This is a genomic window from Nocardia caishijiensis NBRC 108228 (genome assembly GCF_001612825.1).
Taxonomy (GTDB): Bacteria; Actinomycetota; Actinomycetes; order Mycobacteriales; family Mycobacteriaceae; genus Nocardia; species Nocardia caishijiensis.
Map to the genome: position 1 here is coordinate 124,176 of NZ_BDBE01000012.1, position 14,770 is coordinate 138,945.

Annotated in this window: 15 protein-coding genes; 7 read left to right on the forward strand and 8 right to left on the reverse strand. The window is 67.7% G+C overall.

Annotated features, from left to right (window positions below):
• Positions 1–122: 122 nt before the first annotated feature.
• On the forward strand, positions 123–926 hold the full coding sequence (locus NC7_RS02950) for a polysaccharide deacetylase family protein (RefSeq protein ID WP_067978333.1): 804 nt from the start codon (positions 123–125) through the stop codon (positions 924–926).
• Between the two features lie 154 nt (positions 927–1,080).
• On the opposite strand, the gene leuS is transcribed toward NC7_RS02950, so the two are convergent.
• Positions 1,081–3,924 (reverse strand): leucine--tRNA ligase, encoded by a 2,844-nt coding sequence (gene leuS, locus NC7_RS02955; RefSeq protein ID WP_067978334.1) that lies wholly within the window; start codon positions 3,922–3,924, stop codon positions 1,081–1,083.
• 169 nt (positions 3,925–4,093) lie between these two features.
• Between leuS and NC7_RS02960 the strand changes: the two genes are divergently transcribed.
• The gene (locus tag NC7_RS02960; protein WP_067978336.1) at positions 4,094–4,501 is read left to right on the forward strand and encodes an SdpI family protein; all 408 of its coding nucleotides are present in this window, start codon (positions 4,094–4,096) and stop codon (positions 4,499–4,501) included.
• A gap of 3 nt (positions 4,502–4,504) precedes the next feature.
• Here NC7_RS02960 and NC7_RS02965 read toward each other — a convergent pair whose 3' ends face one another.
• Complete coding sequence (locus NC7_RS02965) at positions 4,505–5,599, reverse strand: YncE family protein (protein ID WP_157101814.1); 1,095 nt, start codon at positions 5,597–5,599, stop codon at positions 4,505–4,507.
• Positions 5,600–5,742: 143 nt separating this feature from the next.
• On the opposite strand from NC7_RS02965, the gene NC7_RS29465 reads away from it, so the two are divergent.
• Together NC7_RS29465 and NC7_RS29710 are read left to right on the forward strand one after the other, a co-directional pair.
• Positions 5,743–6,042, forward strand: a complete 300-nt coding sequence (locus NC7_RS29465) for a hypothetical protein (RefSeq protein ID WP_174550185.1) — start codon at positions 5,743–5,745, stop codon at positions 6,040–6,042.
• Positions 6,043–6,132: 90 nt separating this feature from the next.
• Positions 6,133–6,477 (forward strand): hypothetical protein, encoded by a 345-nt coding sequence (locus NC7_RS29710; protein ID WP_067978342.1) that lies wholly within the window; start codon positions 6,133–6,135, stop codon positions 6,475–6,477.
• 2 nt (positions 6,478–6,479) lie between these two features.
• Here the strand turns inward: NC7_RS29710 and NC7_RS02980 are convergent, their stop codons facing one another.
• From NC7_RS02980 to NC7_RS03000, 5 genes are read right to left on the reverse strand one after another with little or no spacing between them, the layout of a single operon-like run.
• On the reverse strand, positions 6,480–6,863 hold the full coding sequence (locus NC7_RS02980; RefSeq protein ID WP_067978343.1) for a cupin domain-containing protein: 384 nt from the start codon (positions 6,861–6,863) through the stop codon (positions 6,480–6,482).
• Positions 6,860–7,909 (reverse strand): aminotransferase class I/II-fold pyridoxal phosphate-dependent enzyme, encoded by a 1,050-nt coding sequence (locus NC7_RS02985; RefSeq protein ID WP_067978345.1) that lies wholly within the window; start codon positions 7,907–7,909, stop codon positions 6,860–6,862. The genes NC7_RS02980 and NC7_RS02985 overlap by 4 nt, the downstream gene beginning before the upstream one ends.
• A complete protein-coding gene (locus NC7_RS02990) occupies positions 7,906–8,919 on the reverse strand; it encodes a 3-oxoacyl-ACP synthase III family protein (RefSeq protein ID WP_067978346.1) in 1,014 nt (337 codons plus the stop codon). Before NC7_RS02990 ends, NC7_RS02985 begins: the two co-directional genes overlap by 4 nt.
• Positions 8,920–8,921: 2 nt before the next feature.
• On the reverse strand, positions 8,922–9,581 hold the full coding sequence (locus tag NC7_RS02995; protein WP_067978348.1) for a DUF8713 domain-containing protein: 660 nt from the start codon (positions 9,579–9,581) through the stop codon (positions 8,922–8,924).
• Between the two features lie 17 nt (positions 9,582–9,598).
• Positions 9,599–11,443, reverse strand: a complete 1,845-nt coding sequence (locus tag NC7_RS03000; RefSeq protein WP_067978350.1) for a thiamine pyrophosphate-binding protein — start codon at positions 11,441–11,443, stop codon at positions 9,599–9,601.
• Between the two features lie 140 nt (positions 11,444–11,583).
• Between NC7_RS03000 and NC7_RS03005 the strand changes: the two genes are divergently transcribed.
• The 3 genes from NC7_RS03005 (at position 11,584) to NC7_RS03015 (ending at position 13,949) form a co-directional block, all read left to right on the forward strand.
• Positions 11,584–12,108 carry an EXLDI protein gene (locus tag NC7_RS03005; RefSeq protein ID WP_067978352.1) on the forward strand — a complete coding sequence of 175 codons (525 nt, stop codon included), beginning with the start codon at positions 11,584–11,586 and terminating at the stop codon, positions 12,106–12,108.
• A 105-nt stretch (positions 12,109–12,213) separates the two neighbouring features.
• On the forward strand, positions 12,214–13,170 hold the full coding sequence (locus tag NC7_RS03010; RefSeq protein ID WP_067978354.1) for an ATP-binding cassette domain-containing protein: 957 nt from the start codon (positions 12,214–12,216) through the stop codon (positions 13,168–13,170).
• On the forward strand, positions 13,167–13,949 hold the full coding sequence (locus tag NC7_RS03015; RefSeq protein WP_067978355.1) for an ABC transporter permease: 783 nt from the start codon (positions 13,167–13,169) through the stop codon (positions 13,947–13,949). The genes NC7_RS03010 and NC7_RS03015 overlap by 4 nt, the downstream gene beginning before the upstream one ends.
• A 114-nt stretch (positions 13,950–14,063) precedes the next feature.
• Here the strand turns inward: NC7_RS03015 and NC7_RS03020 are convergent, their stop codons facing one another.
• Positions 14,064–14,702 (reverse strand): YqgE/AlgH family protein, encoded by a 639-nt coding sequence (locus NC7_RS03020; protein ID WP_084457870.1) that lies wholly within the window; start codon positions 14,700–14,702, stop codon positions 14,064–14,066.
• Between the last annotated feature and the right edge of the window lie 68 nt (positions 14,703–14,770).

Genomic DNA, 14,770 nt, shown 5'->3' on the forward strand with positions numbered 1-14,770 from the left:
GCTCTGCAACAGACTGACCAGGGGTTACTCGAGGACGAACACCCTACGCAGCCGATCGTGTTCGCGGAGTCAAGCGCCGAGAACCGCGGCGCCAGCCGCTATGTCACAGTGAGGAGGAGTGGATGGACAGACGTCGAATGCTGACCTTGCTCGCCGCGGGGACGGTCGGGGCGCTGGCCGGTTGTGCCAGCGCGGGCGGCGAGACCGCGCCCGTCGGCGAGGCGGTCGTGCCGGTCCCACCGCCGCCCGCACCGACGCCGAAGCAACCGGTGCTGCCTCCGCCGCCGAGTGGTCCGAAGTCGATCATCGGCGCCGAGACGATCACCGCCCTGCCCGGCCAGGGCTCGAGCATGGCACTCACCGTCGACGACGGCGCCAGCCCGGAGGTGGTCGGCGCCTACATCAAGTGGGCGGAGGACACCGGCGCCCGCTTCACCTTCTTCGTCACCGGTTCGTTCGAAGCCTGGACCATCCACCGCGATGCCCTGCGCCCGCTGGTCGACTCGGGCCAGATCCAGCTCGGCAACCACACCTGGTCGCACGCGGCGCTCACCAAGATCGGCACCGACGGTGTCGTCGACCAGTTGAGCCGCACGAAAACGTTCTTGCACAACAACTTCGGCGTGGACGGAACACCGTACTACCGCCCGCCCTTCGGCTACCACAACGCCACGGTCGACAAGATCGCCGCCGACCTCGGCTACACCGTGCCGACCATGTGGTACGGCTCGCTGTCGGACTCGGGTCTCATCACCGAGGAGTACCTGATGGAATGCGCCCGAAAGTATTTCGCCGCCCAGACCATCATCATCGGCCACGCCAACTTCCCGCCGGTCACCCACTGCTACGGGCAACTCGTGGACATCATCCGCGAACGCAACCTGTCGCTGGTCACCCTGAACGACGTGCTGGAGGTCCGCAGCTGACGGTCGTATTCCGGTGACCTGGTTTCGCACGAACATGGGTAACTCGTCGGGTACCAGCTGACCCACCCACCGCGCAAAAGCTTGCCGCGTCCCCAACTCTCCCCGCACCCGAGTCTGGCCGAAAGGCACGGGGAGGCGGGTCGGTCCGCGGCGGTTACGGCACGATGTTGACCATCTTGCCGGGCACGACGATCACCTTGCGGGGTGCGGCGCCCTCGAGCAGCGCGACCACCTTCTCGTCGGCCAGTGCCGCCGCTTCGATCGCGGCCGGGTCGGCATCGGCGGGAACCTGGATCCGGCTGCGCACCTTGCCCTTCACCTGGATCGGGTACTCCACCGAATCCGCCACGAGCAGCGCCGGATCGGCGGTCGGGAACGGGCCGTGGGCCAGGGAAGCGGTGTGGCCCAACCGTTCCCACAGTTCCTCGGCGATGTGGGGTGCCAGCGGAGCGAGCATCAGGACCAGCGGTTCCACGGCGGCACGCGGTGCGCCGTCGGGGTAGTTCTTGGTCAGGTGGTTGGTGAGCTCGATCAGTTTCGCGCCCGCCGTGTTGTCGCGCAGGGCGGCCAGATCCTCGTCGACACCGGCGATGGTGCGGTGCACCAGCCGCAGCGTCTCGTCGGACGGTGCGGCGTCGGTGGCCTTCACCGCGCCGGTCTCCTCGTCGACGACCAGTCGCCACACGCGCTGCAGGAAGCGGTGCGCGCCGACGACGTCCTTGGTCGCCCACGGACGCGAGGTGTCCAGCGGTCCCATCGACATCTCGTAGAAGCGGAAGGTGTCGGCGCCGTACAGGTCGCACATCTCGTCGGGGGAGATGGCGTTCTTGAGCGACTTGCCGATCTTGCCGTACTCCTGGGCCACCTCGATCTCGACGCCGTCGGGACCGGTCCAGAAGAACTTCGCGTCCCGCTCGACCACCTCGGCAGCGGGCACGTAAGCGCCACGTTCGTCGGTGTAGGCGTAACCCTGCACGTAACCCTGGTTGTACAGGCGGCGGTAGGGCTCGCTGCCCGACACATCGCCCAGGTCGAACAGCACCTTCTGCCAGAAGCGCGCGTAGAGCAGGTGCAGCACCGCGTGCTCCACGCCGCCCACGTACAGGTCGACACCACCGGGGTCGTTCGGGCCGTGCTTGTCGGTGCGCGGACCCAGCCAGTACTTCTCGTTCTCCTCGGCGCAGAACGTCTCGGTGTTGGTCGGGTCGGCGTAGCGCAGCTGGTACCAGGAGCTGCCCGCCCAGTTGGGCATGACGTTGGTGTCGCGGCGGTACCGCTTGGGTCCGTCGCCCAGGTCGAGTTCCACGTTCACCCAGTCGGTGGCCTTGGCCAGTGGCGGGGACGGCTCGGAATTCGCGTCATCGGGGTCGAAGGTGACCGGCGCGAAGTCCTCCATCTCCGGAAGTTCCACGGGCAGCATGGATTCCGGCAGGGCGTGCGCGACACCGTCGGCGTCGTAGACGATGGGGAACGGTTCGCCCCAGTACCGCTGCCGCGCGAACAGCCAGTCGCGCAACTTGTACTGGATCTTTCCGGTGCCGTGGCCCTCGGCCTCCAGGCGACCGATCATGGCCGCCTTCGCCTCGTCGACCGAGAGTCCGTTCAGGAAGCCGGAATTCACCAGCTCGCCCGCGCCGGACCAGGCCGCCTCGGTGAGGTCGCCGCCGGAGATCACCTCCGCGATCGGCAGGCCGAGGGTGGTGGCGAAGTCCCAGTCGCGCTGATCGTGGCCGGGCACGGCCATGATGGCGCCGGTGCCGTAACCACTCAGCACGTAGTCGGCGATGAAGATCGGCACCTGACGGCCGTCGGCGGGGTTGGTGGCGTAGGAGCCGAGGAAGACGCCGGTCTTCTCCTTGTTCTCCTGTCGCTCCAGATCCGACTTGGCCGCGATCGACTTCCGGTACGCCGCAACGGCTTCCGCCGGGGTGGCACTGTCGTTGGTCCAGCGGGTGTCGGTGTCGGCGGGCCAGGCGGCGGCGGTCAGCGTGTCGACCAGCTCGTGCTCCGGCGCGAGCACCACATAGGTGGCGCCGAACAGGGTGTCGGGCCGGGTGGTGAACACCTCGATGGTCTCACCCTCGGGCGCGGCGAAACGCACCTGCGCACCGCGCGAACGCCCGATCCAGTTGCGCTGCATGGACTTCACGTTGTCGGGCCAGTCCAGCTCGTCCAGATCGTCGACGAGGCGGTCCGCGTAGGCGGTGATCCGCATCATCCACTGCCACATGCGCTTACGGAACACGGGGAAGTTGCCGCGTTCACTGCGCCCGTCGGCGGTGACCTCTTCGTTCGACAGCACCGTGCCCAGGCCGGGGCACCAGTTCACGATCGAGTCCGACTGGTAGACAAGACGATACGAATCCAGCAGCGCCGCACGTTCGGCGGTGCCCATCGAGGCCCAGTCGCCCTCGGGCACCGGACGCACGCCGCTGGCGAACTGCTCTTCCAGCTCGGCGATCGGCCGGGCGCGACCGACCTCCTGGTCGTACCAGGCGTTGTAGATGCGCAGGAAGATCCACTGGGTCCACCGGTAGTACTCGGGATCGGTGGTGGCGAAGGAGCGACGCGGGTCGTGGCCCAGGCCGAGGCGGTCCAGCTGACGCTGCATCGTCGCGATGTTCGACTCGGTGGTGACGCGCGGGTGCGCACCGGTCTGCACGGCGTACTGCTCGGCGGGCAGGCCGAAGGCGTCGTAGCCGAGCGCGTGCAGCACATTGCGTCCGCGCATGCGGTGGTAGCGGCCGAACACGTCGGTGGCGATGTAACCCAGCGGGTGGCCCACATGCAGACCGGCGCCCGAGGGGAACGGGAACATGTCCTGGATGAACAGCTTGTCGTCGGGGGTGTCACCCGCGAGCGGCCCGACCGGGTTGGGGGCGTTGAAGGTGCCGCGCTCGGCCCAGGTGCGCTGCCAGCGCTGTTCGATCCGCCCCGCGAGCTCGGCGTTGTACCGGTGCTGAGGTACGTCACTCTCGGTCGCACGAGTGTCCTGCACGGTCCCGCCTTCTTGTTCTCGCCGATCAGGGGTAAACATCGTCTAACAGGGTAGAACGTCGTGGCGAGTTCATTTCCGAAGGGCCGGGTGGCGAGGCGCGCTGTGTGACGGGTCACCCGCACGGGGAGCGCCGGATATGTGGCGTGCACGGGTGCGCTAGCCTGCATGAATGGTCGTCGTCGCTCTCCTGCTCTTCGCGCTGGCCGCGGTCGCCGTCACGACCGGTGTGCTCGGGCTGCTCGGCAAGTTGCCCCGCAATCGTTTCCTCGGTGTCACCACCGAGGCGGCCCTGCACAGCGACGACAACTTCCGCATCGCCAACCGCATCGCCGCCCCCACCTCCGTCGGCGCGGGCGCCCTGCTCTTCGCCGGTGGCCTCGTGGTCCTGGTCGCGGGCGGTTTCGCCGCCCTCGGCGTGGCCGCCGCCGTCGCCGTGATCGCGATCTTCACCCTCGGCGCGGGCGCGAACGCCGCCGCCCGCACCGTCGAACCCCTCCTGCCCCCCGCCCCCGTCGGCGGCTGCGGCTCCTCCTGCGGCAGCTGCTCCCTGCGCGACACCTGCGCTCCCGCCAACTGAGCGTCATCCCAGGGCGGCAGCGGGCAGAATCGTCACCTTGCCCTTCTCCAACACGTAGATCGTGCGGGTGACCGGGTCCATGACCATGTCGCGGGGTTCGGTGAGCGAGCGGGTCGCGCGGATCTCGTCGGTCGACAGATCGACGGACATCATCTGATCCGCGCCTGTGGCGGCGTCTCGCATGATGTAGGCCCTGTTCGTGGCAGTGTCGAAAGCCGCCTCATAGGTCGGCCGTGGTAGGCCGGGATCCGGCGGCGTGGCGGACCCGTTGTGAGCGTGCAGCTCGCCGGTAGCGGTATCGAGGATGTCGACTCCACCCTGGGCGTCGAGCACCCGCAGTGTCCGCCGATCCTTGTCGAAGTCGGCCTGCACCAGTTCCGTCGTCGACCATTCGAGCAGCTCTTTCCGCTCCTGCGTCACCGGATCGATGGATTCCAGTGACGGCCCCGCCAGATAGAGGAGCTTCGTGACCGGGTCGACCGCGATGTCGTTCGGGGAAAACACCGAGGCGGGCACGGTGGAACTCACCGCATCGGCGCCCTGTGGCACCACCCCGATGACCGAGCTGTAGCGATGCCCCCGCGCATCCTCGATGTGTCTTCTGTCGCCGAGAACGTATGCGGTGTGGGTGCTTTCGTCGACCGCTACTCGCGCTGCGTAGGAACCGACCTCGATCTGCGATCGGATGGTGTTGGTCGAGCCGTCGACCACCGTGAGCACGCCGTGGTCGAGTTGCCGATCGAGCGGGCTGACCAGATGGACCGTGCGCGCGCCCGGGTCGACGGCGATGTCGGTAGCGGAATGGGGGAGCGGAATCGTCGCGGTGATCGTGTGGGTCGACAGATCGATGACCATCAGTTGGTGCACGTAGGCGTCCGAGTCGCCGTTCGCGTGCTCGGTCGTCGCGGCATACAAGATGCGTGCGGCCGGGTCGATCGCCAGCACACCGAAGAAGACACCGTCGGCGACCGGAATGGTCGGCAGCACACCGTGACCCTCGACGTCCGCGCAAGACGGGGTGGACATGCTGACGGCTGCCACGGCCAGCAGTCCGCTGATCGCGCGTAGCCGCCGATGGCGAGGCTGCTGTGTACCCATGTCGTCCCCCTGGATGAAGATGGCCCGGCGAGAGATCAACCTAGCGCGTGGGACAGCGGTCGAGGTTTGTCTATGTGCGCCGAGGGTGTGCTTCCGGTACAACGGAAGTAGGTACTACCGGGGGGTTCATGATGATTTTCGGAGTGGTTGTTCTCGTAGCGTTCGCCGGGGTGGTCGCGGTCGGCTTCATTCCGCTGCTCGGCATCGTCTTGTTCGTGATCGCGGCGGTGCTGTTGGTCGTCGGCATCGTTCAGTCGCGGCGTGAGCAGGTCTTGATGAAGAAGTCGCCGGTACGTCGGGCCGGTGCGGCGGGCACTGCTGGCGGCGGGTGGTCGGCCGGAGGGTTCTTCGTCTGGGGTGGTGACGGCGGTAGCTCCGGTGACGGCGGTGGTGGCGGCGGTGGATGCGGCGGCGGTGGTGGCGGCTGCGGTGGTGGCAGCTGAAGACCGGCGCTGCTAGGTCGCGGTAAGCGAATCACAAGGCCGCGCCCCTAGATTCGGGATCGACAGGCAGATCCCGGACCAGGAGGAGCCATGAGTTTCGTCGATATCGTCGGTGGCGTGCTGGCGTTCGTGATCGCGTTGCTCGGCATCGCGATGGTGTTCGTCGTGCCGAGCGTCATCCTGGTCGCTGTCGTGCGCGCGATCACCGACTCGAGGCCGACCTACGGGGGCTACCGTCCGGACCCTCGGCAGCGTGGGAACCGGCACAACCCGTGGTCCAGTGGTAGCGACTGGACTTACAACAGCGGCTATTCGAGCGGCGGCTGGTCGGACGGTGGTTCGTCCGGGAGCAGCGGCTGCGATTCGGGGTCGAGCTCGTCGAGTGGTTGCGGCGGGGGCAGCAGTAGCAGCTGCGGCGGGGGCAGCGGCTGCTGATGTCACGCGCCGGGTGGGGGCGGCACCCGGCGCGACAGCGGCGCACCCGTCGGGTTCACATAGAGCACGAGGATACGGACCTCGGAGGTGCCGTTGTTGCGGGCGACGTGCGCGTTGTCCGGCCCGCTCGGCTCCCGGAACACCCGGAACCGGCGGTACTCGGCGTGCCCGCGAGCAATGTAGGGGTGATCGAGCACACCCCGGGTGACCAGCACGAACAGTGTCCCGTCGTGGAAATGCCAGCCGCTGGTCCCGCCGGGAACGATGCGGGTGCGGCGGACGACGATGTCGCGGCCCGCCAACCGCAGGCGCAGCAGCGTGCGGCTGGCGGTGCCGACCGCCGGAGCCGGGTTGGGGACGAACTCTCGGGTGCACCTGCGGGTCATGCCGTCATGAAACCACCTCCGCGCAAACCCGCCAGGGCGGCGTGCACGGCGCGTCCCGCCACCGGATCACCCACCGCGATGCGGGCACTGCCGTCGGCGTAGGCCTTGGCAGCGATCCCGGCCCGGCGCAGCGCGGTCGCCACGCCGGGGCCGGGCACGTACAGGAAATTCGCGTGACTCTCCGGGATGTCGAACCCGCACGCCCGCAACGACAGCCGCAGCACCTCGCGCTCGCGGTTGATGCGGTCGACCCGTTCATTCAGCTCATCACCGGCCGCGTAGGCGGCCCGCACGGCGGCGACCGAGGCGGTGGCCACCCCGAACGGCAACTGCTGCGCGCGCACCCGCTCGATGAGCGCGCCGCGCCCGACGCAGTAGCCGATACGCAATCCCGCCAGTCCGTACGCCTTGGAGAAGGTGCGAAGGATGAGCAGATTCGGATGCCGGACCAGCAGCATGTGCGGGTCGAGCCGGTCGCCCGCCGCGAGGAATTCGACGTAGGCCTCGTCGAGCAGCACCGGCACCCGCTGCGGCAGCGCCGCGACGAATTTGCGCACCGCGCCCGCCTCGAGCACCGTCCCGGTCGGATTGTGCGGTCGGCACAGCACCACGAGGGCGGTCCGCCGGTTCACGGCGCGCCGCATGGCGCTGAGGTCCTGGTTGCCGGACGGGTCGAGCGGCACCGGGACGACCGTCATCCCGGCCATGTCCGCCATGATCGGATAGCCGTCGAATGTCGGTGTGCTCGTGACGAGTTCACCGCTGCCGAGGGCACGCATCACCTGCAGGGCGACCCCGGTGGCCCCGGCGCCGACCACCACGTCGGCGGAGGAGACCCCGAGATGGGTGGCGATGATCCGTGGCAGTTCCTGTGGCAGGAACTCGGGGTACCGATTCGCCTCGCGCAGAGTCGCGTTCACGGCGGTGAGCACGGAAGGCAGCGGTGGGAAAGGATTCTCACTGAGGCCGAGGTCGAAGACGGTCGGCGCCGGTTCGGCGCGAAACCGTTGCGAGGGAAGGGTCGGCTCGACCAGCCGCACACTCATCGCCCCGCACCCCACCGCACCGCCGCGGCCCCGGCGAAATCACCCGCGTGCGCGAATGCCGACAGCAGAACCACCGACCCGTTGCGCAGTCGTCCGGCCTGGTTCTCCACATCGAGTGTCACCGGAATGCCTGCGGCGAAAAGGTTTCCGCACCGGTCGAACGTGTCCGGATGACGGTCGGCGGGCAATTCCAGCGCATCGTGCCAATTGCGCAGGAACAGCCGATTGGGCTGATTGGTGACGAAGGCGTCGATATCGCGACCCTTCACCCCGATCCGATCACACACCGTGAGTGCCACTTCCGGGACGAGCCGGTTTCCCCGCGCGAACACCTTGGTGATCTTCGATTCGGAGAAGCTCACGCATCCCTGGCCCTCGCCGGGTTCCCAGTATTTGCGGGTGCCGTTGGTTGTGAAGTCCATGTCACCGGCGAACTCGGGGTAGGTGCGGCATTCGATATCCAGGATCGGCGCCGAATCATCCTTGCGCAGCAGACCGATTCCGCACCCGTCGCCGGGCACGGGTGCCTGGGCGAGCTTGCGGATATCGGGCTGGGTGAACACCGGGCCCGCGCAATTCTGCACCGCGACGATCAGCGCCGTCTTCGCGTCACTGGTCGCCATCATCATTCGCGCCATGGCCATCATCTGCACGAAGGCCGCGCAGCCGCTGTTGTGCACGTCGAGCACCTGCGCCGGGCGCGCTCCGAGCCTGCGGGCCAGCTCGGGGGCGGCTCCGAGCACCGGATTGTCGGGCAGTTGGGTGTGGGTGATGATGATGTCGATCTCGGCGGCGAGGTCGGCGCCGTGGCGCTCGCGCAGCACGTCGAAGGCGCGTTCGGCCATGTCGACGGCGGTTTCGTCGCGTCCGACATGGTGGCGGCCCGAGGGCGAACGGAACATCACGTTCTTGGCCATCCGCTCCGAACGGGAGAACTGGGTGAAGTATTCGGTGGGCACCGGGTCACCGGGCAGGTAACTCGCGACGTCGACCAGACTCACAGACGGCATGTTCACTGCATCCACTCCGGCTTGATCGGCAGCCCGTTGGCCGCGCGGTATTCACAAATGGCTTTGAGGTTGTCCAGCTCCAGCTGGTGACCGGCGGAGAACATCTCCCAGAAATCCCCGACCCACACCGGTCGTTTCGGCGGCGCGGTCTCGGGATAACCGTTCTCGTCGTAGAAGGGGTGCTTGCAGTTCACCCACAGCACCACCGAACCGGGCTTGTCGAACACGACCTGCGCGTCGACCACCCGCATCAGGTAGATCATCCACAGGTGTTCTGACTGGTCCCACGCGCAGTGATAGTCGACGGTCATGGCGTCGGGATGGGCGACGGTGCGGGTGAAACACTTGGTCGCGTCGCCGAGCCGGTCGTAGGACAGCCACAGCCCCGGCTCGTCGGTCTCGGTGAAACCGCGCAGGCTGTAGGTCCATTCCTCGAGCGAGCGGGTGTCGGCGAGATATTCGTAGACCGCGCGCGGCGGCGCGTCGATATAGGTCTGGACCGGGCAGTAGTCGCCGAAGATCTGCTCGTGCGGGTACACCGAACGCAGCATGTCCATGATGATCGGCGTAGTGGCCTCGCGATCGGAATTCTCGATGCGCAGCACGCCGGGCACCACCTGGTCGGGAATGTCGCTCAGGGCGGGCAGGGCACTTGTTGTCACGGTGTTCTCCTCGATGTTCAGGAAAGGAAGGGCAGGAACGGCGGGATTTCGTCGGGGTCGCAGAGGATTTCGACGAACGACGGTCCGTCGGTGGTCAGGCAGTGCCCCAGGGTGGTGTCGAGTTCGGCGGGGTCGTCGACGGTGTACGCGGGTAGTCCGGGGAACATGGCGGCGATACCGGCACCGAGGTGGGTGGGGCGGAATCGGTTGAAGCTGTATCGATCTCGGTAATAGATCTGTTCACGGGTGACGCACATGGCGTGCGCGTTGTTGTTGAACACCACGAAGGTGATCGGCAGGTCGTATTCGACGGCGGTGTGGATCTCCATGCCGTGCATGAAGAACGACCCGTCACCGGCGATCACAACGGTGCGGTTGGCGGCGCCGCGGGCGAACGCGGAACCGATTCCGGCACCGAACGCGTAACCCATGCCACCCATGCCGAGCGCGACGACGAATCGTCCACCCTCGGGCACCCGGAGGTAATGCACCACCGAGGCGCCGGTGTTACCCGCGTCGGCGAAAATGTCGGCGCCGTCGGGCAATTCACGCTGAATCGCCTCCACGACCGTGCGGTAACGCAAGCCCGGCCCGTCGGCGGCCGGGACGGACATGAAGGTGAGGTCGGTGTTGTGCGGTTCGGGGTGTGCGGAACCCTGGCCGACCGTCGGTTGCTCGGGCTGTCGGGCCAGGAAGGTCGCGAGGTCGGTGTTGCGGGGTTCGGACGTGTACCCCTGGCCGACCCCGGGGTGCTCGGACCGCAGGACAGTCAGCGCGGTCGCGAGGTCGGTGCTCGTCGCGTGCGTAGCGGGCAGGTAGGGGGGCAGTGCGCCGACGCTGAGCAGGGGTAGCCCGGCGAGGGCGTGGTCGAGGCCCGCGCGGGCGGTGACCGGGAGGCGGGTGCCGACCAGCAGGCAGGCACTCGCCGATTCCAGCGCCTCGCGCAGGTCGGCGTGACCCATGCTGCCCGCGACGCCGCAGAAGCCGGGGCCGGTGTCGGCGTACACGTCCTTCGCGTCGGGCGCCACGCCGATCGAGGCGTCGAGGGCCGCGACCAGGGTCGCGAGTTCGGTCCGGGCATTGTCCCGGGCGACCTGATCGCCAGCGATCACGACGACCTTCCCGGTCCGGCGGGCGGCGGCAAGTTCAGCGGTGAGCTCGGTGAGCTCGGCGGTCTCGGTGGGGTCGGCCGGAGGCTCGGCGAGCTCGTCGGGCCGGTCGACCTGGGGGGTCGCGGCGGCGCTCGGCAACCCGCGACTGTCGGGGCGCGGAGCGGCCATGGTGTGGGCATCGCCAGCTCGACCGGGATCGACCCGACCTGTCGCGCACCACTCCGGCATCGCCTGCTGCTGAATGTCCTTGGGCAGCAGCAATACCGCGGGCCCACCACGTTCGGCCGCCGCGACGGCGTCGGCGAACTGTCCTGGTACTTCGGCCGGATCGGTGACCCGGGCGCAATACCGGCTGACGGTCGCGAACAAGGCCGCGGCGTCGAGCGATTCGGCCAGCCCGCTCGAATCCTGGAACGCGCCGAGGCCGTCGAGAGTCGTCGGCGGCTGACCGACCAACGCGAGCACCGGCACCCGTGACGTGAACGATTCGGCGAGCCCGGCAACGAGATTCAGCGCCCCGCCGCCCGACGTGGCCGCGACGACCCCGAGTCCACCGGTGCTGCGCGCGTACCCGTCGGCCATGGTCGCCGCCGAGAACTCGTGTTTGGCGATGATCCCCGCCGGACGGCCGCCCGCGTCGAAGATCGCGTCGTAGAGGTCTTCGATATTGGCGCCGTCGACGCCGAAGATCTGCCCGATGCCCCGGTCGGCCACCGCCCGCACCAGGTAGTCCACCACTCGCTCCGGCATCGGCAACTCCTTGTCCCCACGCGATCCACGGCGGTGATCACCGCCGTCACCTGGGATTACGAGGCGTGCCGAAGCCGAGTTCAGAGGGTGGGTGAATACCAGCCCTTGTGTGTACGTATACATCTATGTATATTGAGTTCATGCCCAACAAGACGATCTACGTAGCCGACGACGATCTGCCGGTCTTCCAGCGGGCGCAGGAGCTCGTCGGCGGCAACCTCTCCAGCACGGTGGTCGGCGCGCTGCGCAAGCTCATCGAAACGGAGGAGGGGCGGCTGGCCGGATTCGACGAGATCGTCCTCCGGGTGGGTCGTGACGGCGTGCGGCAGGTGCGTTTCCAGGGCGTGCTGCTGGGTGAATGGCGCGACATGACCGACAAGCGGTCGCTGCGCCAGCAGGTGTATCGCAGCCGCAAGGGCAAGTTCGTGCTCGCCACCCATACCGCGAACTGGAAGGACTACCCCGCCGACGACCTCGGTGACCTCAAGGACTGGAAGAACTGGCGGCGCCTGCTCGGCATCGGCGACCAGGCCACCGACTGGGGCGACTACGAGTACGAGATCCTCGACGACCTGAAGGATCTGCGGGACCGCATTCCCGACAATCTGTACCGCAAGGTCGAAGAGGTCACCGCGCACCCGCGCATCGAAGACCTCGACATCTAGCGCCCGGCAACAACTCTCACCGACACCGCGGCCCCGAGGGGGTGGTGTGGCTAAAACATGCACTTATTCGCACCAATGAATGCTATTCTCTGGAAAGGGACGACCATGGTCCATCCGGCCATCACCGCCCGCGGCCTGCGCAAGGCCTACGGCGACCACGCGGTTCTCGACGGCATCGACCTCACCGTCGCCGAGGGCACGATCTTCTCGCTGCTCGGCCCCAACGGCGCGGGCAAGACCACTACCGTGCAGATCCTCACCACGCTGATCGGCGCCGATGCCGGGGAGATCAGGGTCGGCGGCCACGACGCGAGCGCCGAGGTGGACGACGTACGCGAACTCATCGGCGTCACCGGACAGTTCGCCGCCGTCGACGAACTGCTCACCGGCCGCGAGAACCTCGAGCTCATGGGCGCCCTCAACCATCTCCCGAAGAAGGAGATCCGCGCTCTGGCCACGGAGCTGCTGGAACGCTTCGATCTCGTCGAGGCCGGTGACAAGCCCGCGAGCACCTACTCCGGCGGCATGACCCGCAGGCTCGACCTGGCCATGACCCTTGTCGGCGACCCGCGCGTCATCTTCCTGGACGAGCCGACCACCGGCCTCGATCCGCGCAGCCGCCGGTCGATCTGGGACATCATCCGCACACTCGTCGACGATCTCGGCGTCACCGTCTTCCTCACCACCCAGTATCTGGAGGAAGCCGATCAGCTCGCCGACCGCATCGCGGTGCTCGACCAGGGCCGCATCGTCGCCGAGGGCACCGCGGCCGAACTCAAACGGCTCATCCCCGGCGGACACATCCGCATCGACTTCGCCGACCACGCGCGCCTCGACGCCGCCCGGTCCGCCCTCGGGTCCTCGGCGCAGGTGCTCGAAGGCAGCGACGGCCTCACCCTCGCCGTGCCGGGAGACGGTGGTGTGCGGTCGCTGCGCGCCGTGCTCGACGTCCTCGACGCCCATCGCATCGAGGCGGGTGGTATCTCGGTGCACACGCCGAATCTCGACGACGTATTCCTCACCCTCACCGGCAAGCCGACCACCCAGGAGACCGTGCGATGACCACCAAGACTGTTCGGCGCGATCATTCGTTCGCCGACACCATGACGATGTTGCGCCGCAACATCACTCATGCCAAGCGCTACCCGAGCATGACCTTCAGCATCATCATCATGCCGATCGTGCTGCTGCTGGTGTTCAACTACGTCTTCGGTGGCGCGCTCGAAAAGTCCTCCGGCGGTGAGTACATCGACTATCTCGCGCCCGGCATGCTGTTGTTGCTGCCCGCCTACATGACCGTGTCGGTGGCGGTGTCGATAGCCACCGACGCGAGTAAGGGCATCGTGAACCGCTTTCGGGTGATGGCGATTTCGCAGTCCTCCATGCTCACCGGGCATGTGCTTGGCGCGCTCATCCAGGCGATGGCGGGAATCACGGTGATGACCGGTGTCGCTCTGCTCATCGGCTTCCGGCCCGACGCCGACGTGGTGGAGTGGGTGGCGGCCTTCGGCTTGCTCGCCTTGGTGACCTTCGCTTTCGTCTGGCTCGCCATCGCCCTCGGCCTGCTGTCGCCGAATGCCGAAAGCGCAAGCAACGCACCGTTTCCCATCGTCATGATGCCGTTTCTCGGCAGCGGTCTCGTCGCCACCGACACCATGCCGGTCGGCCTGCGTCAGTTCGCCGAGTACCAGCCTTTCACGCCCATCACCGAGACCCTGCGGGGGCTGCTGATGGGCACCGAGATCGGGGTGAACGGTTGGGTGTCGCTGGCCTGGTGTGCCGTCATCGCGGGCGGCGGCTTCCTCTGGTCGAAGTCCATCTTCCGCAAGCAGACTCGCTGAGTCGTGCGAGGTCCGGCCGCTCACCCAGGGCGGCCGGACTTCCACGTGTCCGCGACCAGGACCGGCTGCCCGGTGCGGGAGGGGTGCCGGTCTGCGTCGGTGCGGCGGACGGGGTCAGTTGCGTTCGAGTTCGATCGGGTGGGTGGCCAGCAGGGACAACGGCAACGGCTGACGCCGCAACACCGCCGCCCACAGGTCGTGGCGATCGGTGGCGATCGGGTCCGACGGCAAGGCCGACACCACCACCCAGTCGTCGTTGTCGAGTTCGCCCTCGAGCTGACCCATCGACCAGCCCGCGTACCCGGCGAACACGCGGATGCTCTCCACCAGGGGCGCCACCTCGTCGGGATCGGCGTCCAGATCGACCAGCACCACCCGTCCGTCCACCCGGCGCAGCCCGCGTACCTCGCCGATCTCGGCGCCGATACGCAGCACGCCGAGGCACAGCGCGGCGTCGCGTTTCACGGGTCCGCCGATGTAGAGCTCCGTCGGCTCGGCGACCAGATCCGCCCACAGCGGCAGCACATCGCGCACCGGGGTCTCGCTGGGGCGGTTCAGCACCACGCCGAGGCTGCCCGCGTCGTTGTGTTCGATGACGTACACGACTGTCCGTCGAAAAGTGGGTTCTACCAGGTCGATCGCGGACACCAGCAGGTTACCGGCACGGATGCGGGCACCGAGCTGTCCGCGCCGCCGGTCGTCGCCGTGCCCGTCGCGAGTCCGGCGTTCGTCCGGGTCGTCTCCGCGTGCCACCGGCCCATCATCGCATTGGATCGGTGTCTTGCGCTCCCCTCGATCGGGCGGGCACCGGAAATTTCTTC